We start from the raw sequence: 26,225 nt of genomic DNA, 5'->3' as shown, positions 1-26,225 counted from the left end.
GTACACTCCGCTTTCTCAGCCGTTTTCGCCTTGTCTCACCTTAGCTCGCGAGATCGTAAACAGGTTCTGAACACCGATTCACGATCCGCAAAGAAAAACGGGCAAGACCATTGGTCTTGCCCGTTGTCACGTCGCCGCGCCAAGCGCGGCGCGGCTCCGGCGGATCAGTTCACCGGGCAGCGGTTGGCGGCGCGGTAATCCACCACCTTGATCTTGCCGCTGACGATGTCCTTGCGCGCCTGCAGAATCTTCTTCTCCATCTCAGGCGTGATCAGCGAACGGTTGTATTGGTCCAGCGCCCAGTCCACGCCGTTTTCCTTCAGGCCCATCAGCTTGACGTCCGGCTTCCACGCGCCGTTCTTGGCGTCGCGCATGGTTTCGTACACCGCGTTGTCCACGCGCTTGACCATGGAGGTCAGCACCACGCCCGGCTGCAGATAGTTCTGATTGCTGTCCACGCCGATGTAGAACTTCTTGGCGCCCTTGGCCGCCTGGATCACGCCCATATTGGACAGCGCCGCCGCGGCGAACACCACGTCCACGCCGCGATCGAACTGGCTCTTGGCCAGCTCCCCGCCGCGCGCCGGGTCGTTGAAGGCGGCGTGGGTGGTGCCTATCATGTTCTGCATCACCACCGCCTTGGGATTGGCGTACTTGGCGCCCTGGGCGTAACCGCAGCCGAAGGCGCGGATCAGCGGCACGTCCATGCCGCCCAGATAGCCCACCTTGCCGCTCTTGGACTTGAGCGCGGCGGCCATGCCCACCAGGAAGGAGCCTTCCTGCTCCTTGAAGGCGATGCTCTGCACATTCGGACCCTTGGCCACCGAATCCACCAGGGTGAACTTCACCTTGGGGAACTCCTTGGCCACGGTCTCGATGGACTGGGTGTAGGCGAAGCCCACCGCCACCACCAGGTCGGCGCCCTTGCGCGCCATATTGCGCAGCATCTGCTCTTTCTGAGCGTCGTTGCTGACCTGGCCTTCGCGGTAGTTGATGTGGAATTCTTTCTTGAAACGTTCGGCGCCGTTGAATGCCGCTTCATTGAAGCTCTTGTCGAACTTGCCCGCCTGATCGTAGATCACGGCGACAGTGAAATCCTTGGCTGCAACCGGGCCTGCCAGCAAGATGGCAGCGGTTGCGCCTGCGATGTGTTTCAGCGCAAACGTCATGTTTTATCTTTTCTATGTGGATTACAGGCGATGCGACAGCGCCGCGGGCGGCGTTGCCGGCGCTTCAAGCGAAAGACGGAGGGGGAAACCGAGTGGACCGCGGCTGCCGGGGCAGACGGGACGAAACAGAACCACGCCGCTGCGAACCGCAGCGGATACAACGCGCCAATTGAAGCTGCCGGATTGTAGGCAGCCCGCCGCCGGCTGTAAACCGGCGTGGCCGAATCCTGCAACAACAGGTCGAAAAACGGACAGCCCGCCATAAGAACCTGTTCACGATCTTTTCAAACCGGAACGGAAGTATTGTTCAAAGCATTGAATCCGCTACGCGGATGATGATTTAGGGCCGGTTCCACCCGGCGAACGGAAAGGGAGATTTGCGCGGCCAAATCTCCCTTTACCCTAAAGGCCGCCCTGCAAGCCTGGCCTGCGGCTACCCGTCGGGTCCCGTCAGGCCCGAGGCGCGGCTGAACTCGCAGCGCGCTAACGTCGCGCTGCTCGAACAAGCAGCCGCTTAAAACCTCGGGCCTGCCACCCGACGGCAGGCTTGAAGGGACCCGGGGCGCGTCGAATACATGGTTTCCTACGTATCTAGCAACGGTTAAACACATCTACAAAAGATCGTAAACAGGTTCTAAGATCTTGTTCAAAGTCCGCAGCGCCTCATGAGAGGTGACGGCTTCGAAATGCTCATATACCAAACGTACATTCCGCTTTCTCAGCCGCGACGCCTTGTCCCGCTCCGGCTCGCTAGACTTTGAACAGACTCTGAAAACCAGGACGACGGGCCGTCGGCAACGCTCAATCCCCGCTCAGCGCGGAAACAGCTGGCCGATGTCCTTGGCCTCCCAGTGCGGGAAGTATTTGCGCACCAGCGCGTTCAACTCCAGCTCGAAGGCGCGCAAGCGCTGCAATTCGTCCTGCGGCGCGGCCGCCTGCTCCGTCCTGGCCGCCGTGATCATGCCGGCGCCGGCGGTGGCGTTGCTCAGCCGGTCGATCACGATGAAGCTGCCGGTGCCGCGACAGGCGGCGTAAGCGTCTATCACCGCCGGCGCGTTCAGGCTGATGCGGCACAGCGCGATCTCGTTCAGGTGCAGCGCCTCGGCCGGCTTCTGCTCCAGCGTGTTGACGTCCACCTGGTGCAGGATGGCCTCCACCCGGCCGGTGACGAATTTGCCGGCCAGCTTGAAGCCGTATTCCTTGCCGGCGCGCAAGGGCGCGTCCTGCATCCACACCAGATGCGCGTCCAGGCTGGCCGCCACCGCCGGCGGCGGCTGGTCGGCGCGCACCAGCATATCGCCGCGCGACACGTCGATCTCGTCCTCCAGCGTCAATGTGATCGCCTCGCCGGCCCCGGCCGCGGCCAGTTCGCCCTCGTAAGCCACCACGGCCTTGACCTTGCTGCGGCGGCCGGACGGCAGCGCCAGCACCTCGTCGCCGGGGCGGATCTCGCCGGCGGCGATAGTGCCGCAAAAGCCGCGGAAGTCCAGATTGGGCCGGTTCACGTACTGCACCGGCAGGCGGAAGCCTTCCAGCGCCGCGTCGCTGCGCACTTCCACCGTTTCCAGCAACTGCATCAGCGTCGGCCCCTGATACCAGGGCGCGCCCTCGCCGCGGCTGACCACATTGTCGCCGCGCAGCGCGGAGATCGGCACAAAGCGGATGTCCGGAATCGCCAGGCCCTCGGCGAAGGCCAGATACTCGCCGCGGATGCGCTCGAACACCGCCGGGTCGTAATCCACCAGGTCCATCTTGTTCACCGCCACGATCACATGACGGATGCCCAGCAGGCTGACGATGAAGCTGTGGCGGCGGGTCTGGGTCTGCACCCCGCGCCGCGCGTCGATCAGAATGATGGCCAGATTGCTGGTGGACGCGCCGGTGGCCATATTGCGGGTGTACTGCTCATGGCCCGGGCAATCGGCGATGATGAACTTGCGCTTGTCGGTGCTGAAATAGCGGTAGGCGACGTCGATGGTGATGCCCTGCTCGCGCTCCGCCTGCAAACCGTCCACCAGCAAGGCCAGGTCTATCTCCTGATCGGTGGTGTTGTATTTCTTGGAGTCGCGCTCTATCGCCGCCAGCTGATCCTCGAAGATCAGCTTGGAATCGTGCAGCAGCCGGCCGATCAAGGTGGACTTGCCGTCGTCCACGTTGCCACAGGTGATGAAGCGCAGCAGATCCTTGTTTTCGTGCTGGCGCAGGTATTCCAGGATGTCGCCGGCGATCAGATCGGATTGGTGGGTCATCAGAAATATCCTTCCATCTTTTTCTTTTCCATCGAACCGGCGCTGTCGTGGTCTATCACCCGGCCCTGACGCTCGGAAGTGCGGGTCAGCAGCATCTCCTGAATGATGTCCGGCAGCGTGGCCGCCTGCGATTCCACCGCGCCGGTCAGCGGATAACAGCCCAGGGTGCGGAAGCGGACGCGGCGGGTTTCAATGCTCGCCTTCTCCGCCGGGCTCAGATAATCCAGTATCCGCTCGTCGTCTATCATGATCAGCGTGCCGTCGCGCGCTATCACCGGCCGTTCGGCGGCGAAGTACAGCGGCACGATCTCGATGTTTTCCAGGAAGATGTATTGCCAGATGTCCAGCTCGGTCCAGTTGGACAGCGGGAACACCCGTATGCTCTCGCCCTTGTCTATCTTGCTGTTGTAGATGTTCCAGAGCTCGGGCCGCTGGTTCTTCGGGTCCCAGCGGTGGTTGCGGTCGCGGAAGGAATACACCCGCTCCTTGGCGCGGCTTTTTTCCTCATCGCGGCGAGCGCCGCCGAAGGCGGCGTCGAAACCGTATTTGTTCAAAGCCTGCTTCAGGCCCTCGGTCTTCATCACGTCGGTGTGCTTGGCGCTGCCGGCGGTGAACGGATTGATGCCGGCGTCCACGCCCTCCTGGTTGACGTGGACGATCAGATCCCAGCCGTACTCGCGCGCCTGCTTGTCGCGCAGCGCGATCATTTCCTTGAACTTCCAGGTGGTGTCCACGTGCATCAAGGGAAACGGCGGCTTGCCCGGCGCAAACGCTTTCTTGGCCAGATGCAGCATCACCGCCGAATCCTTGCCTATCGAATACAGCATCACCGGGTTTTCGAATTCCGCGGCCACTTCGCGAATGATGTGGATAGACTCCGCTTCCAACTGCTTGAGGTGAGTCAGCCTCTGTTGACCGATGTTCATGCTTCCTGCCCATCCTGTAGATGCGCTCAAATCTACCGAAAGCCCATCGGCGCATCAAAACCGATGGGTTATATCAATATGCTCTTAGCAAATCAACAATTAGTCCAAAGGGCAATAAGAACGCCAGGACGGACGCTGCGGAATCTTCGGCCCACGCGGCAATAACTGTCTACATTAGTACAAATACGCAAGCCGCACGGAGACAGCGATGAGCCCCGCCGCAGAGCCGGAATACCAAATCGTCGCCACGCTGCACTGCCCGGACGGCCTGTCGGTGCTGCTGGCCAGCCGCGACGGCGCGGCGCTGGCGCTGGTGGAATCCGCGTCCGAGCTGCCGGACGCGCCGCCGCGCCCGGCCTTCCGCCATCCCTTGCTGCAAGCCTGGCAGGGCCAGGCCCGCCTGGACGGCAAACCCTACGCCGTCTACCGGCAGGACACGCTGCAGCCCTTGCGTCTGAAGGCGCTGGCCGCGCTGCCGCTGGCCGAGCGCATCGGCCTAGCCTGCGACATCCTGGAGCCGCTGATCCACCTGCACGCCAGCGGCAAATGCCTGGGGCGGCTCTATCCCGAAACCGTGCTCGCCGACATCCACCAGCGCGTCGCGCTGCTGGGCGAACACGCCTGCCAGGCCTTGAACCCGGAACGGCTGCGCCAAGAGCTGTCTCAGGCCGAACAACTGCTGCGCTGGCTGATCAGCGCCGGCGCGCCGGAACGGGACTGCGATCCGGAGCTGGAACAATGGCTGGACGCGCTGCGCGACCCGGCGGCCGACGCCGGCGCCTGTCGCCGCGCGCTGGCCGGGCTACAGGACTGGCTGGCCCGCCATCAACGCTTCAACCGCCAGGAAGGCGGCCGCGCCGCGCTGGACCACTTGCTGCAACGCATGCGCCACGCGCCGGACTTTCCGGCGCTGTCCCAGGCCATCGCCGCGATCAACAAGAGCAACAACGCCGACAGCGAGCGCCTGCAAGCGCTGTCCAGCGCCATCCTCAAAGACGTGTCGCTGACCAATAAGCTGCTGAAAGTGGTGAATTCCGCCAATTTCAGCCAGTACGGCGGCGCGGTCAGCACCATCTCGCGCGCCATCGTGATCCTGGGCTTCGACACCATACGCAATCTGGCGCTCAGCCTGCTGCTGTTCGAACACCTGCACAACCGCGCCCACGCCGACGAGATCCGCGACGTGGCGATCAAGACCCTGTTCACCGGCCTGCTGGCCCGCTCGCTGGCGCCGGCCTGCGGCGTGCGCGAGGCGGAAGAAGCCTTGATTTGCGGCATGCTGCAAAACCTGGGCGAACTGCTGTGCGTCAACTACTTCCGCGACGAGTACCGGCAAATCCAGACGCTGATCGCCGCCGGCGCCGGCGTCGACCAGGCCGCGCACCAGACGCTGGGCGCCCATTACGCCGACCTGGGCGCCGCCACCGCCGCCTTGTGGCGTTTTCCGGAACGGATTCTGACCGGCATGGAACCGATGCCGGCCGGCGCGGTGCGCCAGCCGCAAACCGGCGAGATGCGGATGAAGGCGCTAAGCTCGCTGTGCCGCGAACTGGTCTGCCAGCTGACCCAGAGCGGCATCGACCAGGCCGACGCCAGCCGCAAGCTGCTGCAACGCTACAGCCGGGCGCTGGCGCTGGAGTGGGCGCCGCTGGAACGGGAACTGGCGCAGGCCCAAACCCAGCTCACCGCCTATCTGGCGGAACTGGGTCCGGAAGCCGGCCAAGGGCCGCGCTCGCAGGCCTTGCGCCAGGCCAGGCTGGACAAGAGCGCGCCGCCGCCCAGCCCCGCCGCGCCGCCGCCGCCCGCGCCGGACCCCACCCGGCTACAGGCCACCGCCGGCTCCGCCGGCCGGATCGCCGTGCTGTCCGCCGGCGTGCAGGACATCACCAACACCCTGCTGGGCGATTACAAGCTCAACGACCTGCTGCGCATCATTCTGGAAACCATGTACCGCGGACTGGGCTTCGACCACGCGCTGATCTGCGCGCGCAGCGGGGCCGATCTGCCGCTGCAGGCGCGCTTCGGTTTCGGCGAAAAAGTGGAGTTGCTGCTGCCGGCGCTGCGCGCCGACATCGACAGCGGCGACAGCCTGTTCCGCAAGGCGCTGGAACGCAACGCCGACATGCTGATAGACGACATCGACGCGCCGGCCATCGCCCAGCACATCCCGGCCTGGTTCCGCCAGATGGGCGTCGCCCATACCTTTGTGCTGCTGCCGCTGTCCTTGGACAAACGCAAGCTGGGCATACTCTACGGCGACCGCCGCCAGGCCGGCTCGCTGGCCATCGCGCCGGAGCAGCTCAGCCTGCTGAAGACGCTGCGCAATCAGGCCTTGCTCGCCATCCGCCAGCAGCCCGCGCGCTAAGAAGCTGTTTACGATCTGCTGCGCGTCGTGAGACGTGGCACGGTGAGCACCGCTTCGAAATGCTCACGCCCCCCTTGTACACTCCGCTTTCTCAGCCGCAACGCCTTGTTCCGCTCTGGCTCGCGAGGGGTTGAACCGGCGCTAAACCACCTCGCCGGCGAAACCGTCCAAGGCCTCCAGCAGGCGATCGATGTCGGCGAACTCCGCGTCCGGACACAGCAGCAACATATTGTGGAAGGGCGTGATCAGGAAACCGCGGTTGAGCAGGTAAAGATGGATCACCCGCTCCAGTTCCTCGTCCAGCATCGCCCCCGCCTCGCTGCCGTTGCGCGGCGGACGCGGGGAAAACTGGAACTCGCAGCGCGCTCCGACGCGGCTCACGCACCACGGCAGCCGCCAGCGTTCTATCCAGTCCTGCAAGCCGTCCGCCAGATGCTGGGCCAGCGCGAACATCCGCTGATAGGCGGCGTCGCTCATCACCTCGGCCAGGTTGGCGCGCATCGCCGCCGCGGCCAGCATATTGCCGCTCAAGGTGGTGCCGATGCCGGAATGACCGGGCGCGGCCGCGCGCTTGGCGCGCTGCGCCCGCTCCGCCAATTCCGCGCTGAACCCATAGACCGCGCACGGCAGGCCGCCGCCCAGCGGCTTGCCCAACACCAGCGCGTCCGGCTTCAGGCCGTAGGCCGCGCCGTAGCCGCCCGGCCCGCTGCTGATGGTGTGGGTTTCGTCCAAGAGCAGATAGCTGCCGTAGCGGCGGATCAAATCCTGGGCCTCGCTCCAGTAACCGGGATCCGGCAACACCATGCCGATATTGGTCATCACCGGCTCGGCCAGCACGCAGGCCGCCCGCTCGTCGCTGAGGGCCCGCTCCAGCGCTTCCAGATCGTTGAACTCCACCACCCGGGTATGCGCGGCCGGATCGTGGACCTGACCCAGCAGGCTGGCGCGCCGCCTGGGCCGGCCGTCGACCAGATCGACGAAGGCATCGTCCACCGTGCCGTGGTAACAGCCGTTGAACACGACGACCTGGTCCCGGCCGCTGGCGGCGCGCAGCCAGCGCAGCGCGAAGCGGTTGGCGTCGCTGGCGCTGAGGGCGAACTGCCAGTGCGACAGGCCGAAGCGCCGCGCCAGTTCCTCCGCCACCCAGACCGCGTCCGGCGACGGCAGCATGGCGGTCAGGCCGCGCGCCGCCTGTTCGGCGATGGCACGCGCCACCGGCTCCGGCGAATGGCCGAACATCGCCCCGGTGTCGCCCAGGCAGAAATCCAGGTATTCATGGCCGTCCACGTCGCGCAGCCGCGCGCCCCGGGCCTCTTCCACGTAGAGATTGAAGGGAGTGGACCAGTCCGCCATCCAGTGCAAGGGCGCGCCGAACAGCAAATGCTCGCCGCCGGCGGCGGACAGCTGCCGCGAACGCGGGCGCCGCTCGGAAAACATCGCCAGTTCCTGCCGGTGCAAGGCCTGGGCCTTGTCGAAATCGATGCCGTGACGCAAAGCCATGAAGCTCTCCTTGAAGGGGAAGACTGCGCGTCAGTATATCCAGATGCCGTCGACGGCGGCAGCGGCGCCGGCCCTCCCCGGCACAAGGAACAGCCTGAATGCGACGAAGCCCGGCCGAGGCCGGGCTTCGTCAGCGCCGCGATGGCGGCTTTACAAGGGCAGATGGCCTGCCAGAGCGTTGATTTTTTGCAGCGCGCGGCGGAAGCGGCTGTGAGCGCGGGACACGGTGGACTCGCTGATGTCCATTTGCTGGGCGGCGAAGTAGCCGGTCATGCCCTCCACCTCCATCAGCCACACCGCTTCGCGCGAGCGTTTTTTCAGGCCGATCAGATCGGCCACCTGGTTGAAATCGTCAAGCTTCATCGCGCTGTTCTCCTCAGGCGTTCGCCTTCGCATCATGACAGTCCATGCAGTGGGCGGCTTTCTCGACAATGACGTGGCCGCGCGTTTCGCGCGACATTACCAGTATAGGGGCTTGCAAAAAAAATGCAGGCAGCGCTCCGTGTAAATACGCAGTCGCCGCCTATTGCGCTGGCGTGGACGCAACAGGCCTCAAGCCTGCCGCATCCAGCGCAGCACGCCGCCGGCGGCGGCGCGCCCGGTGGAGAAGCAGGCGGTCAGCAGATAACCGCCGGTGGGCGCTTCCCAATCCAGCATCTCCCCTGCGCAGAACACGCCGGGCATCGCCTGCAACATCAGATTGTCGTCCAACGCGCCGAAGGTCACGCCGCCGGCGGTGCTGATCGCCTCGTCCAGCGGCCGCGGCGCCAGCAAGCGCAAAGGCAAGGCCTTGATGCCCTCGGCCAGCTTGGCGGGGTCGTTGAACACGTCCTTGTCCAGGCATTCGCGCAGCAAGCCCATGCGCACGCCCTTCAGACCCAAACGGCTTTGCAAATGGCTGGACATCGAACGCGAACCCCGCGGCCGCGCCACTTCGCCCAGAATGCGCTGCAAGCTCCAGTCCGGCATCAGGTCCAGATAACACAAGGCCGCGCCGCTGCGCGCGATTTCGTCGCGGATGGCGCCGGAGCAGGCGTAAATCAGATTGCCCTCCACGCCGCCGGCGGTGATGACGAACTCGCCGCGGCGGCTGAACGGATGACCGACGGCCGGATGGAACTGCAAGGTCACCGATTTCAACGGCGCGCCGGCGAACTTGTCGGCGAAATACTCGCTCCAGCCGGCGTCGAAGCCGCAGTTGGACGGCTGCAGCTTGGACACCTCCACGCCGCGCTCGCGCAGCATCGCCGCCCAGCTGCCGTCCGAACCCAGCTTGCGCCAGCTGCCGCCGCCCATGGCCAGCACCACGGCGTCGGCCTCGGCCAGGCGCTCGCCGTCCGGCGACGACAGCCGCAGGCGGCCGCGCTCGTCCCAGCCCAGGAAACGATGGCGCACGTGGAAGCTCACTCCCGCCTCGCGCAAGCGCGTCAGCCAGGAGCGCAGCAGCGGCGCCGCCTTCATTTCCTTGGGAAACACCTTGCCGGAACTGCCGATGAAGGTTTCTATGCCCAGGCCGTGCACCCAGGCGCGCACATGCTCGCCGTTGAACACGTCCAGCATGGGCCGCAACTCGGCGCTGTGAGCGCCGTAGCGCTGCACAAAGCTGGCGTGGGGCTCGGAATGGGTGATGTTCATGCCGCCCACGCCGGCCAGCAGGAATTTGCGGCCGACCGACGGCATCGCGTCGTAGACATCGACCCGCACGCCCGCCGCCGCCAGTTGCTCGGCGGCGGCCAGGCCGGCCGGCCCGCCGCCGATGATGGCTACGCGGCGTCCGCTTGTGTCACCCATATACTGCGCTCCTTGAAATCCATGGTGAAGAATGCGCCCAAACTGCGGCGAGGGCGGGATTTTCACAGAAAACCGCCGCAAACCCAAGCCTAATCGTTTTAACTATAAGTTTGATTTAAACCAACATTCCTACGTCATCAAATCACTACCATCGCGCTGCGACCCATTTCAATAAACCTATAGCGGCAATCGCGCGATTCTACAAACACACCGGGAGAACGGACCCTCCGTCCGCACACGCATGCGCAAATTTTCCGATTGGCCGATCTGGCTGAAACTGACCATGGCGGTATGGTGCTGCCTGGTCCTGGCCTGGAGCGGGCTGATTGCCTGGGAAACCAGCGTCAGCCGGGACATCGCCGTGGAACAGGCGCAAGACCTGGCCCACAGCATGAATGAAATGACCATGGCCGGGCTCACCGGCATGATGATTACCGGCACCGTGGGCCAACGCGACGTTTTTCTGGACCAGATCAAGGAACTGTCCGCGGTGCGCGATCTGAGGGTGATCCGCGCCCCGGCCGTCAGCAAGCAGTTCGGTCCCGGCAACGCCGGCGACAAGAATCTGAACGGCGACGCGGTGGAGCTACAGGCGCTGCGGGACGGCAAGCCTCATATCCGGATTGAATCCACGCCGGCGCTGGGCGAACATCTGCGCGTGGTCTATCCGGCACTGGCCTCGCGCAACTATCTGGGCAAAAACTGCATGATGTGCCACCAGGTGGCGGACAAGACGCCGCTGGGCGTGGTCAGCATGCGCGTCTCCCTGGAGAAGCCTTACGCCTCGGTCAGCCGTTTCCGCGATCAGAGCATTCTGTTCGCCATCCTGGCTTCCCTGCCCCTGATGGCGGTGGTCTTCCTGCTGGCGCGCCGCCTCGTCACCCGCCCGCTGCAGGCGATGTCGGCCGGGCTCGCCGAGCTGGCCCAGGGCGAAGGCGATCTGACGCGACGGCTGCCGGTGCGCAGCCGCGACGAAATCGGCGACACCGCCTTGCGCTTCAACCAGATGCTGGCCGCCATCGCCGAGCTGGTGCGCCATGTCGGCGCCTCCGCCGGGGCGGTGTCGCAGTCCTCGCGCCAACTGGCCGACGGCGCCGCCCACCTGGCGGAAAGCTCGCACAGGCAAAACCGCCAATCCCAGTCCGCCGCCGGCGCGGTGGAGCAGCTGGCCAGCCATATCGGCGAAATCGCCGGCAAGGCCGAGGACGTCAGCGCCGAAGCCGACCAGAGCCTGCAACGCTCCGAAGACGGCCGCGCCAGCCTGAGCCAGCTGCAACGCGAAGTCAGCCAGGTGGAGCAGGCGGTGCGGCTGATGGCGCAGGCGGAAACCGAGCTGGCCAGTTCCACCTCCAGCATCACCGATATGACCAAGGAAGTGCGCGAGATCGCCGAACAGACCAATCTGCTGGCGCTGAACGCGGCGATCGAGGCCGCGCGCGCCGGCGAACAGGGCCGCGGCTTCGCGGTGGTGGCCGACGAGGTGCGCAAGCTGGCGGAGAAATCGGCCCGCTCCGCCAGCGAGATCGACGCCGTGACCGGCGCGCTCAACCAGAAAACCGACGCGGTGCGCGCCGCGGTCAACGCCGGCCTCAGCTCGCTGGCCGCCAGCCGCCAGTCCGCCGACAGCGTGTCCAGCGTGCTGGACGCCGCCAATCAATCGGTGGCCGAGGTGCGCCAGGGCCTGCGCCAGATCGTCGCCGTCACCGAGCAGCAGCGCGCCGCCAGCCAATCCGTGACCGGCAGCATAGACGCCATCGCCGAAATGGCGCAGACCAACGATCAGGAGATCGGCCAAACCGTGAACGCCGCCGAACAACTGGAACAATTGGCCCAGCGGCTGACGGAATCGGTGTCGCGCTTCACCGTGTGAATCCAACTCCATTGAGCCGCTAGTCAATTTCTGGCCCCGTTCGCGCGGGGCCTCCGCCTTCTTGCGAGCCGGAGCCGAAATAAATCCGCCGGCGGCGGATATCCGATTTGGCCGTTGGCCGCCGGCCTGTTACACTCGCAGCCCGATACCGTAATACGCCAAGTCATTGTGAAAAAAGCCGCTTTCTCCACCCTGCCCCTGTCCGCCGCCCTCTTATCCAATCTGGACAGCCTGGGCTACCACAGCATGACCGCCATCCAGGCGGCCAGCCTGCCGGCCATTCTGGACGGCCAGGACCTGATCGCCCAGGCCAAGACCGGCAGCGGCAAGACAGCGGCTTTCGGACTCGGCATCCTAGCGCGCTTGAACCCGCGCTGGTTCGGCGTGCAAGCGCTGGTACTCTGCCCCACCCGTGAGCTGGCCGACCAGGTAGCGCAGGAAATCCGCCGGCTGGCGCGCAGCATAGACAATGTCAAAGTGGTTACCCTGACCGGCGGCAGCCCGATGGGCCCGCAAATCGGCTCACTGGAACACGGCGCCCACATCGTGGTGGGCACCCCCGGCCGGCTGCAGGATCACCTGTTCCGCGGCTCGCTGAATCTGTCCGGCGTCGGCACCCTGGTGCTGGACGAGGCGGACCGCATGGTGGACATGGGCTTCATCGAGGAAATCGTCGGCATCGTGCGCGCCTGCCCGCGCCAGCGCCAGACGCTGATGTTCTCCGCCACCTATCCGGAAAACATCCGCAAGATCAGCGCCCAATTCATGCGCCGGCCGCAGGAAATCCAGGTGGAGTCGCTGCACAGCGGCGAACGCATCGAACAATGGTTCTACAAGATCAAGCCGGAACAGCGGCTGGAAACCGTCACCACCATACTGCGACACCTACGCCCGACGTCCGCGCTGGCCTTCTGCAACACCAAGGAACGCTGCAAGGAGCTGGTGCGAGACCTGCAGGCGCGCGGCTTCAGCGCGCTGGCGCTGTACGGCGACCTGGAGCAGCGCGAACGCGACCAAATCCTGCTGCGCTTCGCCAACAAGAGCGCCACCGTGCTGGTGGCCACCGATGTCGCCGCGCGCGGCCTGGACATCAAGGAACTGGACCTGGTGATCAACGTCGACGTCACCCATGATCCGGAAATCCACATCCACCGCATCGGCCGCACCGGCCGCGGCGAGGCGATGGGCCTGGCGCTGACCCTGACCGCCGACAACGACGACAAGCGGCTGGCGCTGATCGAAAGCTATCAGCAGGCGCCGCTGACCTGGGCCAAGCTGGAACAACTGACCCCGGCCCCCGGCGGCCCGCTGCTGCCGCCGATGGTCACGCTGGAAATCGCCGGCGGCAAGCGCGAAAAACTGCGCCCCGGCGACATCCTCGGCGCGCTGACCGGCGACGCCGGCTTTAGCGGCGCCCAGATCGGCAAGATCAGCATCTTCGAATTCGCCAGCTTCGTCGCGCTGGACCGCGCCATCGCCGAGCAGGCGCTGGAGCGCCTGTCCGCCGGCAAGATCAAGGGCAAGCAGTTCAAGATGCGCCTGATTTGAACGACGACGCGCCCCCGGCCCGACAAGCACTGCCGGGCCGGGGGCGTTTTTGCTAGAATACGTCTCATTAGCCGCAGACACGCACATCACCAGAATCCCATGAGCATCCAACTGAAAAACGCCCAAGACATCGAAAAGATGCGGATCGCCGGCCGCCTGGCGTCGGAAGTCCTCGACTACATCACCCCCTTCATCAAGCCCGGCGTCACCACCGAAGCCATCGACAAGCTGTGCCACGACTACATCGTCAATGAGCAGGGCGCGATCCCGGCGCCGCTGAACTACGCGCCGGACGGCCACAATCCCTACCCCAAATCCGTGTGCACCTCGGTCAACCACGTGATTTGCCACGGCATCCCGAACGACAAGCCCCTGAAAAGCGGCGACATCATGAATCTGGATGTCACCGTGATCAAGGACGGCTACCACGGCGACACCAGCCGCATGTACCACGTCGGCAACGTCAGCGAACACGCCCGCCGCCTGTCCCGCATCACTTACGAATGCATGTGGCGCGGCATCGACAAGGTCAAGCCGGGCGCCACGCTGGGCGATATCGGCTACGCCATCCAGCAGCACGCGGAAAACTCCGGCTACAGCGTGGTGCAGGAATTCTGCGGCCACGGCATCGGCACCAAATTCCACGAAGAGCCGCAAGTGCTGCACTACGGCCGCCCCGGCACCGGGCTGGAACTGCAAGCCGGCATGATCTTCACCATCGAGCCCATGATCAACCAGGGCAAGCGCCACCTGCGCATGCTGGGCGACGGCTGGACCGTGGTCACCAAGGACCGCAGCCTGTCCGCGCAATGGGAGCACACCGTGCTGGTCACCGACAGCGGCTACGAAATCCTGACCCAGTCCGCGGGCACGCCGCCCAAGCCCGGCAAATAAGCCGGAAACGCATCCCCAGCCCGGCGCCGCCGGGCTTTTTCACGCCCATGCCCGCGCCATCCGCCGCGACGCGACTTTACCCAAAACCCGGCTTGCCCTGCCCCGCGCGCTTTCTTACACTGAAGAAGTGAAACCACATCCAGCGGGAGCCGGCCATGGCACTGACCATCAATAGCAATCTGAGCGCGCTGCAGGGGCAGAACCAGCTGAACCAGACCCAGAAAGCCAAAGACAAGCTGCTGGCTCAACTCTCGGCCGGCAAGACCACCAACAACGCCGCCAACAATCCGGCCAACGCCGCCATTTCCGAAGCGCTGCTGGCCCAGATCAACGGCAATAATCAGGCGATCAACAACGCCAACGACGGCATCTCGCTGGCGCAAACCGCCGACGGCGCGCTCAATCAGCTGCAAAGCAATACCCAGCAAATCCAGGAGCTGGCGATCCAGGCCGGCAACGGCGCGCTCAGCGCCAGCAACCGCCAGGCGCTGCAACAGCAGGTGGACCAGCTGACCCAGGCCAACTCCGCCATCGTGCAAAGCACCGAATTCAACGGCACCCCGCTGCTGAACAGCAACGCCTCCACCACCTTCCAGGTGGGCCCCAACGGCAGCGCGGACAACCAGGTGAACATCTCCGGCGTCAATCTGTCCGCCGCGCCGGCCAGCGGCGGGCTCAACAGCTACAACGCCAATCTGAACGCCACCGGCACCATAGACATCAGCACCCAGGCCGGCGCGCTGGCCGCGCAGCAAAGCACCAACGCCGATCTGAACACCCTGGCCAACACCCGCAGCACGCTGGGCTCGATCAGCAACCGTTTCGAGGCCAGCATCAACAATCTGCAAACCGCCTCGGTCAACACCGCCGCCGCCAATAGCCGGATCAGCGACACCGACTTCGCCGCCGCGACGGCGCAGCTGACGGCCAAACAGATCCTGGGGCAAACCGGCCTCGCCGCCCAGGCCCAGGCCAATGTCGGCCCGCGCGCGGCGCTGTCCCTGCTGGGCTGAAGCGCGAGGCCGGGGCTCCCCCCGGCCCAAAGCCCAGTATTAGCGGCGATTGCGCCGCCAAGCCTTGTTACACGCGGTTACAAGCGATATCATTGGCACACACGCTTTTCGCGCACTAAATCATCGGGCACCCTGCGGTGCCCTTTGTCTATCTGAAGGAGTTGCATATGTCGACAAGCCCGGCCATCACGGTGTCCTCTCTGGACTATGAGCGCCTCGCCGCGCTGCTGGAGGATTGCGAGAGCGGCCACCCCACCGCGGCCGCGCTGGAAGCCGAGCTGGAGCGCGCCGATGTGGTGGAGCCCGCCGCCATGCCCGCCGGCATCATCACCATGAACAGCTGCGCGCGGGTCAAGCTGGACGACGCCCAGGAAAAAACCCTGACCCTGGTCTACCCGCGCGAAGCGGACAGTGAACAGGGCAAGATCTCGGTGCTGGCGCCCATCGGCGCCGCGCTGCTCGGCCTCTCCGCCGGACAGAGCATAGATTGGCCGACGCCGGCCGGCAGCATCCGCCTGAAGGTGCTGGAAGTCACCTACCAGCCAGAAGCCGCGGGCGAACTGCACCGCTGATAAAAAAAACCGGCCATCGCATGGATGACCGGTTTTTTTGCGCCAGGGCCTGACGACGCCCTACCAACAGCGCTGAATCGTCTGCGCCAGCTGCACCAGGCGGCCATGGAAGAAATGGCCGGCGCCGGGAAACACCACCACCGGCAAACCTTGCGGCCGGGCCCATGCCATCACCGCGGACAGCGGAATCACCTCGTCCTCCTCGCCGTGAATCACCAGCGCATCGGCCGGCACCTCCGGCGTCGGCGTTTCGTACTTGCCCACCGCCACGCCCATCAGCAGCAATTTGTCCGACGCTATGCGCGCGCGGGTGCGCGCCGCGACGAAACCGCCGAAGGAAAAACCGGCCAACGCCAGCGGCAGATCGCCCTGCTCGCGGCGCGCGTGTTCCACCACGGCGATCACGTCCTCCACCTCGCCGATGCCGTAATCGTGCTGTCCCTCGCTGTCGCCCACGCCGCGCAGATTCGGGCAATAGCAGACATAGCCCAGCTGCGACAGGGCCTTGGCCGCGGTCTGCACCACCTTGTTGGTGTTGGTGCCGCCCTGCAGCGGGTTGGGATGGCAGATCACCGCAATGCCGCGCGCCTCGGCCTGGGCCGCCACCACGATGGTTTCCAGACCGCCGGCGGGCCCGGCCACCACTTGCTTGTTCATCGCCTTCAACATCAGATCTTCAACCTTTCCACCACGCGCCCGCCCACCATGTGCTCGGCGACGATTTCGTCGATGTCTTCCTTGTCGACGAAGGTGTACCAGGTCTCCTCCGGATACACCACCATCACCGGGCCGTCGTCGCAGCGCCCAAGACAGCCCGCCTTGTTGACGCGGATCTTGCCCTCGCCGGCCAGGCCCAGGGCCTTGACCTTGTCCTTCATATAGCCCAGCAGTTCGCTGGCGCCGTGATTATTGCAGCAATCCTCGCAGCCGGCGCGCTGATTACAGCAGATGAATACATGCTTGTCGAAAAAGCTCATGGAATGCCTCGTATGCTCACAGAACCATCTTAGAACGTGTTTACGATCTCGCGAGCCAAGGCGAGACAAGGCGAAAACGGTTGAGAAAGCGGAGTGTACAGACGGTACATGAGCATTCCGAAACCATTTTCAACGCCGTATCGCCGACGCGCAGCAGATCGTAAACAGGTTCTTAGGAGTCGCTGTCCGCCCAACCGCTGACGCCCAGCGTGGCGGCGTTGTCGAACTTGGCGTACTTGCCGACGAAGGCCAGCCGCACCGCGCCGGTGGGACCGTTACGGTGCTTGCCGATGATGGCCTCGGCCAGGCCCTTCACTTCCTGGTTCTCCGGGTTGTAATACTCTTCCCGGTACATAAAGACGATCAAGTCGGCATCCTGCTCGATGGCGCCGGATTCCCGCAAGTCCGACATCATCGGCCGCTTGTTGGGACGCTGCTCCACCGCCCGCGACAGCTGGGACAGCGCGATCACCGGCACCTGCAGCTCCTTGGCCAGACCTTTCAGGCCGCGCGAAATCTCGCCCAGCTCGGCGGTGCGGTTGTCGCCGCGGCCAGAGCCCGACATCAGCTGCAAGTAGTCGATCACGATCAGACCCAGCTTGCCGCCGTGCTGGCGCGCCAGACGGCGCGCGCGCGCGCGCACTTCCAGCGCGGTCAGCGCAGCGGTTTCGTCGATGTACATCGGCGCCTCGGACAGCTTACCTATCGCGTAAGTCAGCTTCTGCCAGTCGTCGTCGCCCAGCTTGCCGGTGCGCAGCGTGTGCTGATCCAGCCGCCCCACCGAACCCAGCATACGCATCACCAGTTGCGTGCCGCCCATCTCCATCGAGAACACCGCCACCGGCAGATGCTGCTCCACCGCCACATGCTCGGCGATATTCATCGAGAACGCGGTCTTGCCCATGGACGGACGTCCGGCGACGATGATCAGATCGCCCGCTTGCAGGCCCGAGGTCTTGGCGTCCAGATCAATGAAGCCGGTGGGCACGCCGGTGACCTCGTCCGGGTTCTCCCGGCTGTAGAGCATGTCGATGCGCTCCACCACCTCTTTCAACAGGCCCGGCATCTCCAGGAAACCCTGCTTGGACTTGGCGGTGGATTCGGCGATCTGGAACACCTTGCCCTCGGCCTCGTCCAGCAGCTGCGAGGCGTCGCGCCCCATCGGCGCGTAGGCGGCCTCGGCGATCTCGGTGCCCACCAGCGCCAGCTGGCGCATGATGGAGCGCTCGCGCACGATCTCGGCGTAGCGGCGGATATTGGCGGCGGACGGCGTGTTCTGCGCCAGCGTGGCCAGATAGGACAGGCCGCCGATATTGCCCAGTTCGCCGTTCTTGTCCAGGCTTTCGGAAACGGTGACCACGTCGGCCGGACGCGCCAACTCCACCAGCCTGGCCACGTGTTTGTAGATCAGCCGGTGGTCATGGCGGTAAAAGTCCGCCTCGGACACCACGTCGGCGATCTTGTCCCAGGCGCTGTTGTCCAGCAACAAGCCGCCCAGCACCGATTGCTCGGCTTCGATCGAATGAGGCGGCGTGCGGATCGCCGCCATCTCGCTGTCAAAATTCTCGTACGATTCAGTCATGTAGACTCGGAGTGATGGCGCGGCCTGGCCGCGCGAATGAAGCAAGCCTGGATCAGGCAAAACCCGATTTTAACCCGAAACCGCCACTCGCTGAGCATGCGTTGACAAGCGCCCCGCGCGGCCCCAGCATCGAAGCTTCGTTCATCTGGAGCCGCCATGACGCCCACCGCCCTCGTCCAAAGACAACTCGACGCTTACAACCAACGCCAGCTGGAGCCCTTCCTCGCCGTCTACGCCGACGACGTGACGGTGTACCGGCTGCCCGGCGCGGAACCCAGCCTGCGCGGCAAAGCCGCCCTGAGAGATTTCTACGCCGGCCAGCGCTTCAACTTGCCGGACCTGCACGCCGAACTGGTCAAACGCATCGAGTTCGGCAACAAGGTAATCGACCACGAACGCGTCAGCGGCGTGGCCGAGCAGCCCTTCGAAGTGGCGGCCGTCTATGAAATCATCGACGGCAAGATCCAGAACGTGTGGTTTCTGGCGGCGGACTAAGAACCTGTTTACGATCTGCTACGCGTCGGCGATACGGCGTTGAAAACATCTTCAAAATGCTCATGTACCGTATGTACACTCCGCTTTTTCAGCCGTTTTCGCCTTGTCTCGCCCTTGCTCGCGAGATCATAAACAGGCTCCAAGATCAGCAATGCATCCCGGCCACATAGCCTGACGACCAGGCCCACTGGAAATTGTAGCCGCCCAGCCAGCCGGTGACGTCCACCACCTCGCCGATGAAGAACAGGCCGGGCACCGCGTTGGCCATCATGGTCTTGGACGACAGCGCCTTGGTCGACACCCCGCCCAGCGTCACCTCAGCCTTTTTATAGCCTTGCGTGCCGTTGGGTTTGACCCGCCAGCCGTGCAAGCGCTCGGCCAGCTGCTGACGCTGCTTGGGCGACAAGTCCTTCAGCCGCTTATTGCAGCCCTCGCGCTCAAGCCAGGCCTCGGCGAAGCGCTTGGGCCAGCCGAACTCGGCCAGCGCGTTGGCGATAAGCTGCTCGCTGCCCGCCTTTTGCTCCAGCCAGGCCGCGGCGTCCGCGTCCGGCAGCAGGTCCAGTTCCAGCGTCATGCCCGGCTGCCAATAGGACGACACTTGCAGAATGGCCGGGCCGGACACGCCCTTGTGAGTGAACAACACGTTCTCGCGGAAGCGCCCCTTGCCGGCGCGCGCTTCCACTTCCAAAGACACGCCGGCCAGCGGCGCGAACGCTTCCGCGTCCTCCACATGAAAGGTCAGCGGCACCAGGGCCGGCGTCAGCGGCGTCAGCTCCAGGCCGAACTGTTCGGCCAACTGGTAGCCGAACGGCGTCGCGCCGATCTGCGGGATGGACAAACCGCCGGTCGCCACCACCAGCGACGCCGCGCGAAAAACGCCGGCGCCGGTCTCCAGCGCGAAACCGTCCGCGTCCCGGCTCACCCGCAGAACCTGCGCCTCCATGCGCCGGTCCACCCCGCCCAGCCGGCACTCCTCGTCCAGCATGGCGATGATGCGTTCGCTGCCGTCGTCGCAGAACAGCTGGCCCAGCTTTTTCTCGTGATAGCCGATGCCGTGGCGCTCGACCATGGCGATGAAATCCTGCGGCGTGTACTGCGCCAGCGCCGAACGGCAAAAATGCGGATTGGCCGACAGATAACAGTCGAAACGGGCGTGGAGATTGGTGAAATTGCAGCGGCCACCGCCGGAAATGCGAATCTTCTCGGCCAGCTTGCGCGCATGGTCCAGCAAGAGCACGCGCCGGCCGCGCTGGCCCGCGGTGGCCGCGCACATCAGGCCGGCGGCGCCGGCTCCAATGACAATAACATCATACTGCAATGGCGTTCATCCTTACTTTACTTTTTTAGTCAACTATTGGCGACCAGCGGCTTAATCCAGTAAACTTGCGGCTAAAGCATCCGCTTATGCGGCTTACTTTCTCAACAAGGAGAGCATAATGGAACACAAACTGCCGGAACTGCCGTACGCGCTGGACGCGCTTGCCCCGCACATTTCCAAGGAAACCCTGGAATTCCACTACGGCAAGCATCATCAGACCTACATCACCAACCTGAACAACCTGGTCAAGGGCACCGAGTTTGAAAACGCCTCCCTGGAAGAGATCGTGAAGAAATCCTCCGGCGGCATCTTCAACAACGCGGCCCAAGTTTGGAACCACACCTTCTACTGGCTGGGCTTCGCCCCCAACGCCGGCGAAGAGCGCAAGCCCACCGGCGCGCTGGCCGACGCCATCAACGCCAAATGGGGTTCCCACGACGAATTCAAGAAAGCCTTCACCCAAACCGCCATCGGCACCTTCGGTTCCGGCTGGGCCTGGCTGGTGAAGAACACCGACGGCTCGCTGGACCTGGTATCCACCAGCAACGCCGCCACCCCGCTGACCACCGACAAGAAGCCGCTGCTGACCTGTGATGTGTGGGAGCACGCGTATTATATCGATTACCGCAACAGCCGCCCGAACTATCTGGACAGCTTCTGGAAGCTGGTGAACTGGGACTTCGTCGCCAAGAACTTCGCCTGATTCGACGCGGCCTGACAGCCTGATGCAAAAGGGACCTCCGCGGTCCCTTTTTTGTCGCCCTCGCGCCATGGCCTCTCAGGTTTTTACGCCCTGCATCCGCTGCCGCAAGGCCGCCGCCGCGCGCAGGGCGAAGGCGTAAATGGACAGCTGCGGATTGGCCCCCACGCTGCTGGGAAACACCGAACCGTCCACCACGGTCAGATTGTCCAGCTGCCAATGCCGCCCCCATTCGTCCACCACCCCGGACTCGGCGTCGCCCGACATCGCCAAGCCCCCCATCACATGAGCGCTGACCACCTTGGCCAGCAAGGGCTTGAGCGTCAGCCCCGCAATCATGCCCCGGGCCTCGCCCCAGCTGCGGGCCAGGCCGGCCTGCTCATGCACCGTCAGCACCTGCCTGGCGCCGGCCGCGAACTGGATCTCGGCCATGCTCAACCAGGCGCGGCGCGCGCCCTCCCACAAGACCTCGTTCAAGGGATAGTCCAGCTCCGGCGAACCATCGCCGCGCAAGCGCACCTGGCCGCCGCGGCTTTCCGGATGAAAACCGTCGCGCAACAAGGCCAGCGTCGCGTGCAGATGCGGCAAGCGCCGCAGCAAGGCCGGCTGCGCCGCGCCGAAGCCGGGAAAGGTGATGCCGGCCAGCAAGGGATGGATGGGCGGCACCTCCAGCTTGTAGCCCAAGGGGCCGTCCAGCGCGTGAACATGCATGAAGTGATCGCTGTACACCGTCTGCGGCGCGCCGTTGAACGGCTCCACCGGTTCCGGCATCAAGGCCGCCGACAGCAGCACCGGATGCAGAAAGGTCCGCGTCCCGGTATGGCCGCCCGGATCGATCAGGCCGCTGCGCAGCAGAATGGCCGGCGAACCGATGGCGCCGGCGGCCAGCACCACCTGAGCCGCCTTCACCTTGAAGCGGCGCCCGGTTTCCCCCACCCCGTCCGCCGCCAGAAAACGCCCTTCCAGCCCTTCCAGCCGGGTTCTGGCGGCATTGGCGCGCAGCCGGTCCACCCGCGCCCGGCTGATCAGCCTGGCGCCATGCTCCAGCGCGGCGGGAATTGCCGTCACCAGCATGGACTGCTTGGCGTTGGTGGGGCAGCCCATGCCGCAATAACCCAGGTTCCAACAGCCGCGCACATTGCGGCGGATACGCGCATGGGCGATGCCCAGCGCCGCGCAGCCGCGGGCCAGCGCCGCGTTGTTGGGGTTCGGGTCCGGCAGCCAGTCGGCGATGCCCAGCCGCGCCTCGGCTTGCTCGAACCAGGGCCGCATCGCCTCCTCGCCCACGCCGCTCAAACGGTGGCGCTCCCGCCACCAGTTCAGCGTGTCCGGCGGCGTGCGGAAGGAACTGGTCCAGTTGACCACGGTGCTCCCGCCCACGGCCCGGCCCTGCAGGATGGAAATCCCCTTATCCGCCGTTTTGCGACAGGCGGACTCCTGATACAGCTCCGGGTAGGCCTTGGCTTCCAACAGACGAAAATCGCGCGAGCTGTACAGGCCGCCCTCCTCCAACAGCAGCACGTCCAACCCGGCCGCGGCCAATTGCTCGGCCGCCATGCCTCCGCCGGCGCCGCTGCCGACGATGACCACATCGGCCCTCAGCTCCAGATCGGGCAGGCTCGCGCCGTCCAGCGCCTTCCAGCCCGCGACGACGCCGGCGGCCACCGGATCGGGTATCGTCGCGCGGCTCACGGCAGCATCTCCATCACCGCCGCCGGCTGCCGATAGCCCAGCGCCGGCCAACTGGCCGGATTGCCGTACCAGGCCGCGTTCAGCAACTGGTGCAAGGCCTGGTAGCCACTGCGCAGCAAGGGAAAAACGCTGCCGCGCCAGCGCCGCAGAAAGGCTTCGATGTCCTCGACCGACGCCTGCCGCCACGGCGCGGACACTCCGGCGATCCAGCGCCGCCCCCAGGGGTTGCCGAGCAAATCCAGCAATTGACGCAGTTCGGCCCGCATCGCCGGCGGCAAGCCGGCCACCGCGCGGTCCACGCCGCGCACCACGTCCTCGGGCGGCGCGACGCCCGCCCCCAGGACGCCCGGGGCGATCGCCGCCAGCAACTGGGCGTCCCGCGGCGTCAAGGCGCGCAGCTTCAAGGGCTTGGCCCAGTCCTCGGCCGGGCCGTCCGGCTGCGGCGAGGCCAACAAGGTGGCCAGCGCCAAGACCGCGGTGCCGCCCAGACCGGTTTTGAGCAATTGGCGGCGGCTCAGCATCTCAGCGCAGCATCCACTTCAACAGCCGCTCCACGCCGGCGCCGTAAGGCGCGCGCGTCAAGGCGGTGCCGGCCCAGCGGCTTTGCCGGAACACCGGCTTGAGCTTGGAGAAGGCCATAAAGCCCTCCTTGGCGTGACAATGCCCCATCCCGGACGGGCCGACGCCGCCGAAAGGCAAATCCTCCTGCACCACCTGCAGGGCGATGTCGTTGATCGCCACCCCGCCCGACACGGTTTCGCGCAAGGTTTTCTCTATGCGCAGCGCATCCCGGTCGAACAGATACAAGGCCAGCGGCCGCGGCCGCGCGTTGACGTAGGCCAGCGCCTCGTCGAATTTGTCGTAACTCAGCACCGGCAGAATCGGCCCGAAAATCTCCTCCCGCAACAAAGTCGCGTCTTCCGGGCAGCCCTGCACCAGGGTCAGCGGGAATTTGCGGCTGGGCCGCCAGTCCTCCGCCGCCGGGTTGATCTGCTCCACCTCGGCGCCGGCCGCGCGCGCCTCCTCCAGCCATTGCAGCAGGCGCTGGCAATGACGCTCGTTGATGATGGCGCTGTAATCGGGATTGTCCGCCAGCGTCGGATAGGCGCGCCGCGCCGCGCCGCGCAACTCGTCCAGCAAAGCCTCGCGGTCCTTGTCGTTGACCAGCACATAGTCCGGCGCCACGCAGGTCTGGCCGGCGTTCAGCATTTTGCCGGCGACGATGGCCTCGGCCGCGTGACGCAGATCGGCGCCCCGGGCGACGATGACCGGCGATTTGCCGCCCAGCTCCAAGGTCACCGGCGTCAGATTCTCCGCCGCCGCGCGCATGACGTGACGGCCCACCGCGGTGGAGCCGGTGAAGAACAGATGGTCGAAAGGCAGCCTGCTGAAGTCCTGGGCCAGTTCGGCGTCGCCGTTGACCACGACCATCACCTCCGGCCCCAGATAGCGCTCGGCCAGGCGCTGCAACAGCGTGCCGGTTGCCGGCGTGTATTCCGACATCTTCACCATCACCCGGTTGCCGGCCGCCAAGGCGGACACCACCGGCCCCAGCGCCAGAAACAAGGGATAGTTCCACGGCACCAGCACGCCGATGACGCCCAAGGGCTGCGGCATCACGCTATTGCCGGCCGGCTGGAACCACATAGACACCCCGCGCCGTTCCGGCCGCATCCAGCGCCGCAGCCGCCGACGCGCGTAACGTATGGCCTCCAGCGAGGGAAACAGCTCGGCCAGCCGGGTTTCCACCGCGCTGCGGTGGCCGAAGTCCTGGCTGATGGCGTCGACGAAAGCCTGGCGGTTGTCCTGCAACATGCTCTCCAGGCACTTGAGCCAATCCTGGCGCTGCTCCAGCGGCGGAAACGCTGAAGCCCGGCTAAGGCGGTACAGGCGGGAAAACTCCGCTTGCAGATGATCATCCCGGCAAATGGGCATGGCGGCGGCATTCATTGTATTATCCTTAGGATAGCAGTATCCGAACGATTGTTTAGAGCCGTGACTCTAAAACAAGAATATCATCGCCCACCCACGCTGTCACCCTCTAGCCGCGCCATGTTGATCGATTTTTTTTACGCCCTGCGCGAAGCCGGCCTGCCGGTCACGCTGAAAGAATTCCTCACCTTACTGGAGGCGCTGCAAAAACGCGTCGCCTTCGGCGATCTGGACGCGTTTTACTATCTGGCGCGCACCGCGCTGATCAAGGATGAGAAACACTTCGACCGTTTCGACCAAGTGTTCGGCAGCCATTTCAAAGGCCTGTCGCTGGCGCTGGACGAACTGAAAACCGGCATCCCGGAAGACTGGCTGCGCAAGCAGGTGGAAAAGCACCTGTCCGAGGAAGACAAGCGCCGCCTGGAGGCGCTGGGCTGGGAGCAGTTGATGGACACCCTGCGCCAGCGGCTGCAAGAGCAGCAGGAACGGCACCAGGGCGGCAATAAATGGATAGGCACCGGCGGCACCAGCCCCTTCGGCGCCTTCGGCTACAACCCGGCCGGCATCCGCATCGGCCAGCATGAGTCGCGCCATCGCCGCGCGGTGAAAGTGTGGGACCAACGCGAATTCCGCAATTTCGACGACTCGGTCGAGCTGGGCACCCGCAATCTCAAGATCGCGCTGCGCCGGCTGCGCGAGTTCGCCCGCGACGGCGCCGAGGAAGTGCTGGATCTGGACGCCACCATCGCCGCCACCGCCGGCAAGGCCGGCATGCTGGACCTGCGCATGCAGCGCGAGCTGCGCAACGCGGTCAAGGTGCTGGTGCTGTTCGACATCGGCGGCTCGATGGACGACCACGTCAAGGCCTGCGAGGAACTGTTCTCGGCGGTGAAGTCCGAGTTCAAGCACCTGGAGTATTTCTACTTCCACAACTGCGTCTACGAAGCGGTATGGAAGGACAACGCCCGCCGCCACACCCAGACCCTGCCCACCTGGGACCTGATCCATACTTTCGGCGGCGATTACAAACTGATCATCGTCGGCGACGCCACCATGAGCCCCTATGAGATCAGCTATCCGGGCGGCAGCGTGGAACACATGAACCAGGAGGCCGGCGAAGTCTGGCTGCGCCGCCTGCTCGCTCACTTCAAGCACGCCGCCTGGCTCAACCCGGTGCCGGAGGCGCACTGGGACTACACCCAATCGCTGCACATGCTGCGACAACTGATGTCCGGGCGCATGTACGGGCTGACGTTGCAAGGCATTGATCAGGCGATGCGGGCGCTGAAGCGCAGCGCGCCTTGAATTTTAACTTTCCGACACAAATTATTACTTGAGCTTGCGGCGGCTTGTGTTCCAGAATGAAATCACAGGGGGCCGCCATAGACGACTTTGCTTCCAGGCCGGTTGGCCGGCAATCGTCTTCACCAACAAGTTCGTACTCAAGCCTCGGGGAGCCATGCCATGGAAATTTTGCTTTTATTCGCCCTCATCGCCGCTGTGGTCGTCGTCGCCAAGATGTTGAGCGGCCCGGTGGAAGACCAGGACCAACTGGCTCCGATCCGCATTCGCAACGATCAGGACCAGCGCCGTCGCTGACCCCCGTCCACGCATAAGAAACGAAAAAGCGCG

General features: G+C 64.9%; 23 protein-coding genes. 10 read left to right on the top strand and 13 right to left on the bottom strand.

Annotated elements, in window-relative coordinates:
* Positions 1–164: 164 nt before the first annotated feature.
* The 3 genes from HQN78_RS05580 to cysD form a co-directional block, all read right to left on the bottom strand.
* Positions 165–1,169, bottom strand: coding sequence for a BMP family protein (locus HQN78_RS05580; protein WP_019102171.1), 1,005 nt, complete (start codon positions 1,167–1,169; stop codon positions 165–167).
* Positions 1,170–1,981: 812 nt separating this feature from the next.
* Positions 1,982–3,418 carry a sulfate adenylyltransferase subunit CysN gene (gene cysN / locus HQN78_RS05575; protein WP_235088449.1) on the bottom strand — a complete coding sequence of 479 codons (1,437 nt, stop codon included), beginning with the start codon at positions 3,416–3,418 and terminating at the stop codon, positions 1,982–1,984.
* Positions 3,418–4,344 carry a sulfate adenylyltransferase subunit CysD gene (gene cysD / locus HQN78_RS05570; protein WP_107798848.1) on the bottom strand — a complete coding sequence of 309 codons (927 nt, stop codon included), beginning with the start codon at positions 4,342–4,344 and terminating at the stop codon, positions 3,418–3,420. Before cysD ends, cysN begins: the two co-directional genes overlap by 1 nt.
* A gap of 208 nt (positions 4,345–4,552) precedes the next feature.
* On the opposite strand from cysD, the gene HQN78_RS05565 reads away from it, so the two are divergent.
* Positions 4,553–6,709: an HDOD domain-containing protein gene (locus HQN78_RS05565; RefSeq protein ID WP_227103370.1), complete on the top strand. Its 2,157-nt coding sequence runs from the start codon at positions 4,553–4,555 to the stop codon at positions 6,707–6,709.
* A gap of 141 nt (positions 6,710–6,850) precedes the next feature.
* On the opposite strand, the gene HQN78_RS05560 is transcribed toward HQN78_RS05565, so the two are convergent.
* The 3 genes from HQN78_RS05560 to HQN78_RS05550 form a co-directional block, all read right to left on the bottom strand.
* Positions 6,851–8,209: an aspartate aminotransferase family protein gene (locus tag HQN78_RS05560; RefSeq protein WP_235088448.1), complete on the bottom strand. Its 1,359-nt coding sequence runs from the start codon at positions 8,207–8,209 to the stop codon at positions 6,851–6,853.
* Between the two features lie 150 nt (positions 8,210–8,359).
* Positions 8,360–8,572, bottom strand: a complete 213-nt coding sequence (locus tag HQN78_RS05555; protein WP_048415477.1) for a sigma factor-like helix-turn-helix DNA-binding protein — start codon at positions 8,570–8,572, stop codon at positions 8,360–8,362.
* 189 nt (positions 8,573–8,761) lie between these two features.
* Positions 8,762–10,000: a TIGR03862 family flavoprotein gene (locus tag HQN78_RS05550; protein WP_107798845.1), complete on the bottom strand. Its 1,239-nt coding sequence runs from the start codon at positions 9,998–10,000 to the stop codon at positions 8,762–8,764.
* A 241-nt stretch (positions 10,001–10,241) separates the two neighbouring features.
* On the opposite strand from HQN78_RS05550, the gene HQN78_RS05545 reads away from it, so the two are divergent.
* The 5 genes from HQN78_RS05545 to rnk all read left to right on the top strand — a co-directional run bounded on the left by HQN78_RS05545 (position 10,242) and on the right by rnk (position 15,897).
* A complete protein-coding gene (locus HQN78_RS05545; protein ID WP_235088447.1) occupies positions 10,242–11,870 on the top strand; it encodes a methyl-accepting chemotaxis protein in 1,629 nt (542 codons plus the stop codon).
* Positions 11,871–12,038: 168 nt separating this feature from the next.
* Complete coding sequence (gene dbpA, locus HQN78_RS05540) at positions 12,039–13,418, top strand: ATP-dependent RNA helicase DbpA (protein ID WP_107801722.1); 1,380 nt, start codon at positions 12,039–12,041, stop codon at positions 13,416–13,418.
* A 99-nt stretch (positions 13,419–13,517) separates the two neighbouring features.
* Positions 13,518–14,312, top strand: a complete 795-nt coding sequence (map, locus tag HQN78_RS05535) for a type I methionyl aminopeptidase (protein WP_048415481.1) — start codon at positions 13,518–13,520, stop codon at positions 14,310–14,312.
* A 155-nt stretch (positions 14,313–14,467) separates the two neighbouring features.
* Complete coding sequence (locus tag HQN78_RS05530) at positions 14,468–15,325, top strand: flagellin (protein ID WP_235088446.1); 858 nt, start codon at positions 14,468–14,470, stop codon at positions 15,323–15,325.
* Positions 15,326–15,492: 167 nt separating this feature from the next.
* Complete coding sequence (rnk, locus tag HQN78_RS05525; protein ID WP_107798842.1) at positions 15,493–15,897, top strand: nucleoside diphosphate kinase regulator; 405 nt, start codon at positions 15,493–15,495, stop codon at positions 15,895–15,897.
* A 60-nt stretch (positions 15,898–15,957) separates the two neighbouring features.
* Here rnk and HQN78_RS05520 read toward each other — a convergent pair whose 3' ends face one another.
* The 3 genes from HQN78_RS05520 to dnaB form a co-directional block, all read right to left on the bottom strand.
* Entirely contained in the window at positions 15,958–16,566 is a 609-nt protein-coding gene (locus HQN78_RS05520) for an alpha/beta hydrolase (RefSeq protein WP_107798841.1), read from the bottom strand.
* Positions 16,566–16,874, bottom strand: a complete 309-nt coding sequence (locus HQN78_RS05515; protein ID WP_107798840.1) for a ferredoxin — start codon at positions 16,872–16,874, stop codon at positions 16,566–16,568. The genes HQN78_RS05520 and HQN78_RS05515 overlap by 1 nt, the downstream gene beginning before the upstream one ends.
* A 172-nt stretch (positions 16,875–17,046) precedes the next feature.
* A complete protein-coding gene (gene dnaB / locus HQN78_RS05510; protein WP_107798839.1) occupies positions 17,047–18,456 on the bottom strand; it encodes a replicative DNA helicase in 1,410 nt (469 codons plus the stop codon).
* 156 nt (positions 18,457–18,612) lie between these two features.
* Here dnaB and HQN78_RS05505 point away from each other — a divergent pair, with 156 nt between their 5' ends.
* On the top strand, positions 18,613–18,951 hold the full coding sequence (locus HQN78_RS05505) for a nuclear transport factor 2 family protein (protein WP_107798838.1): 339 nt from the start codon (positions 18,613–18,615) through the stop codon (positions 18,949–18,951).
* A gap of 145 nt (positions 18,952–19,096) precedes the next feature.
* Here HQN78_RS05505 and HQN78_RS05500 read toward each other — a convergent pair whose 3' ends face one another.
* Positions 19,097–20,269, bottom strand: a complete 1,173-nt coding sequence (locus tag HQN78_RS05500) for an NAD(P)/FAD-dependent oxidoreductase (protein WP_107798837.1) — start codon at positions 20,267–20,269, stop codon at positions 19,097–19,099.
* A 118-nt stretch (positions 20,270–20,387) separates the two neighbouring features.
* Between HQN78_RS05500 and HQN78_RS05495 the strand changes: the two genes are divergently transcribed.
* On the top strand, positions 20,388–20,972 hold the full coding sequence (locus tag HQN78_RS05495; RefSeq protein WP_107798836.1) for a superoxide dismutase: 585 nt from the start codon (positions 20,388–20,390) through the stop codon (positions 20,970–20,972).
* A gap of 75 nt (positions 20,973–21,047) precedes the next feature.
* Here the strand turns inward: HQN78_RS05495 and HQN78_RS05490 are convergent, their stop codons facing one another.
* The 3 genes from HQN78_RS05490 to HQN78_RS05480 are packed head-to-tail and all read right to left on the bottom strand — an operon-like array spanning position 21,048 to position 24,611.
* Positions 21,048–22,661 (bottom strand): GMC family oxidoreductase, encoded by a 1,614-nt coding sequence (locus HQN78_RS05490; protein WP_235088444.1) that lies wholly within the window; start codon positions 22,659–22,661, stop codon positions 21,048–21,050.
* Complete coding sequence (locus HQN78_RS05485) at positions 22,658–23,182, bottom strand: hypothetical protein (protein WP_235088443.1); 525 nt, start codon at positions 23,180–23,182, stop codon at positions 22,658–22,660. Before HQN78_RS05485 ends, HQN78_RS05490 begins: the two co-directional genes overlap by 4 nt.
* A 1-nt stretch (position 23,183) precedes the next feature.
* Positions 23,184–24,611, bottom strand: coding sequence for a coniferyl aldehyde dehydrogenase (locus HQN78_RS05480; protein ID WP_235088442.1), 1,428 nt, complete (start codon positions 24,609–24,611; stop codon positions 23,184–23,186).
* Between the two features lie 102 nt (positions 24,612–24,713).
* Here HQN78_RS05480 and HQN78_RS05475 point away from each other — a divergent pair, with 102 nt between their 5' ends.
* On the top strand, positions 24,714–25,898 hold the full coding sequence (locus tag HQN78_RS05475; RefSeq protein WP_107798832.1) for a VWA domain-containing protein: 1,185 nt from the start codon (positions 24,714–24,716) through the stop codon (positions 25,896–25,898).
* Positions 25,899–26,057: 159 nt separating this feature from the next.
* On the top strand, positions 26,058–26,192 hold the full coding sequence (locus HQN78_RS25455) for a hypothetical protein (RefSeq protein WP_019100128.1): 135 nt from the start codon (positions 26,058–26,060) through the stop codon (positions 26,190–26,192).
* Positions 26,193–26,225: the final 33 nt, after the last annotated feature.

This window comes from Chromobacterium sp. Beijing (genome assembly GCF_021496765.1).
In the GTDB taxonomy this organism is placed as follows: domain Bacteria; phylum Pseudomonadota; class Gammaproteobacteria; order Burkholderiales; family Chromobacteriaceae; genus Chromobacterium.
Note: the sequence above shows the minus strand (reverse complement) of the source record. Positions and strands in the feature narration are given on the sequence as shown.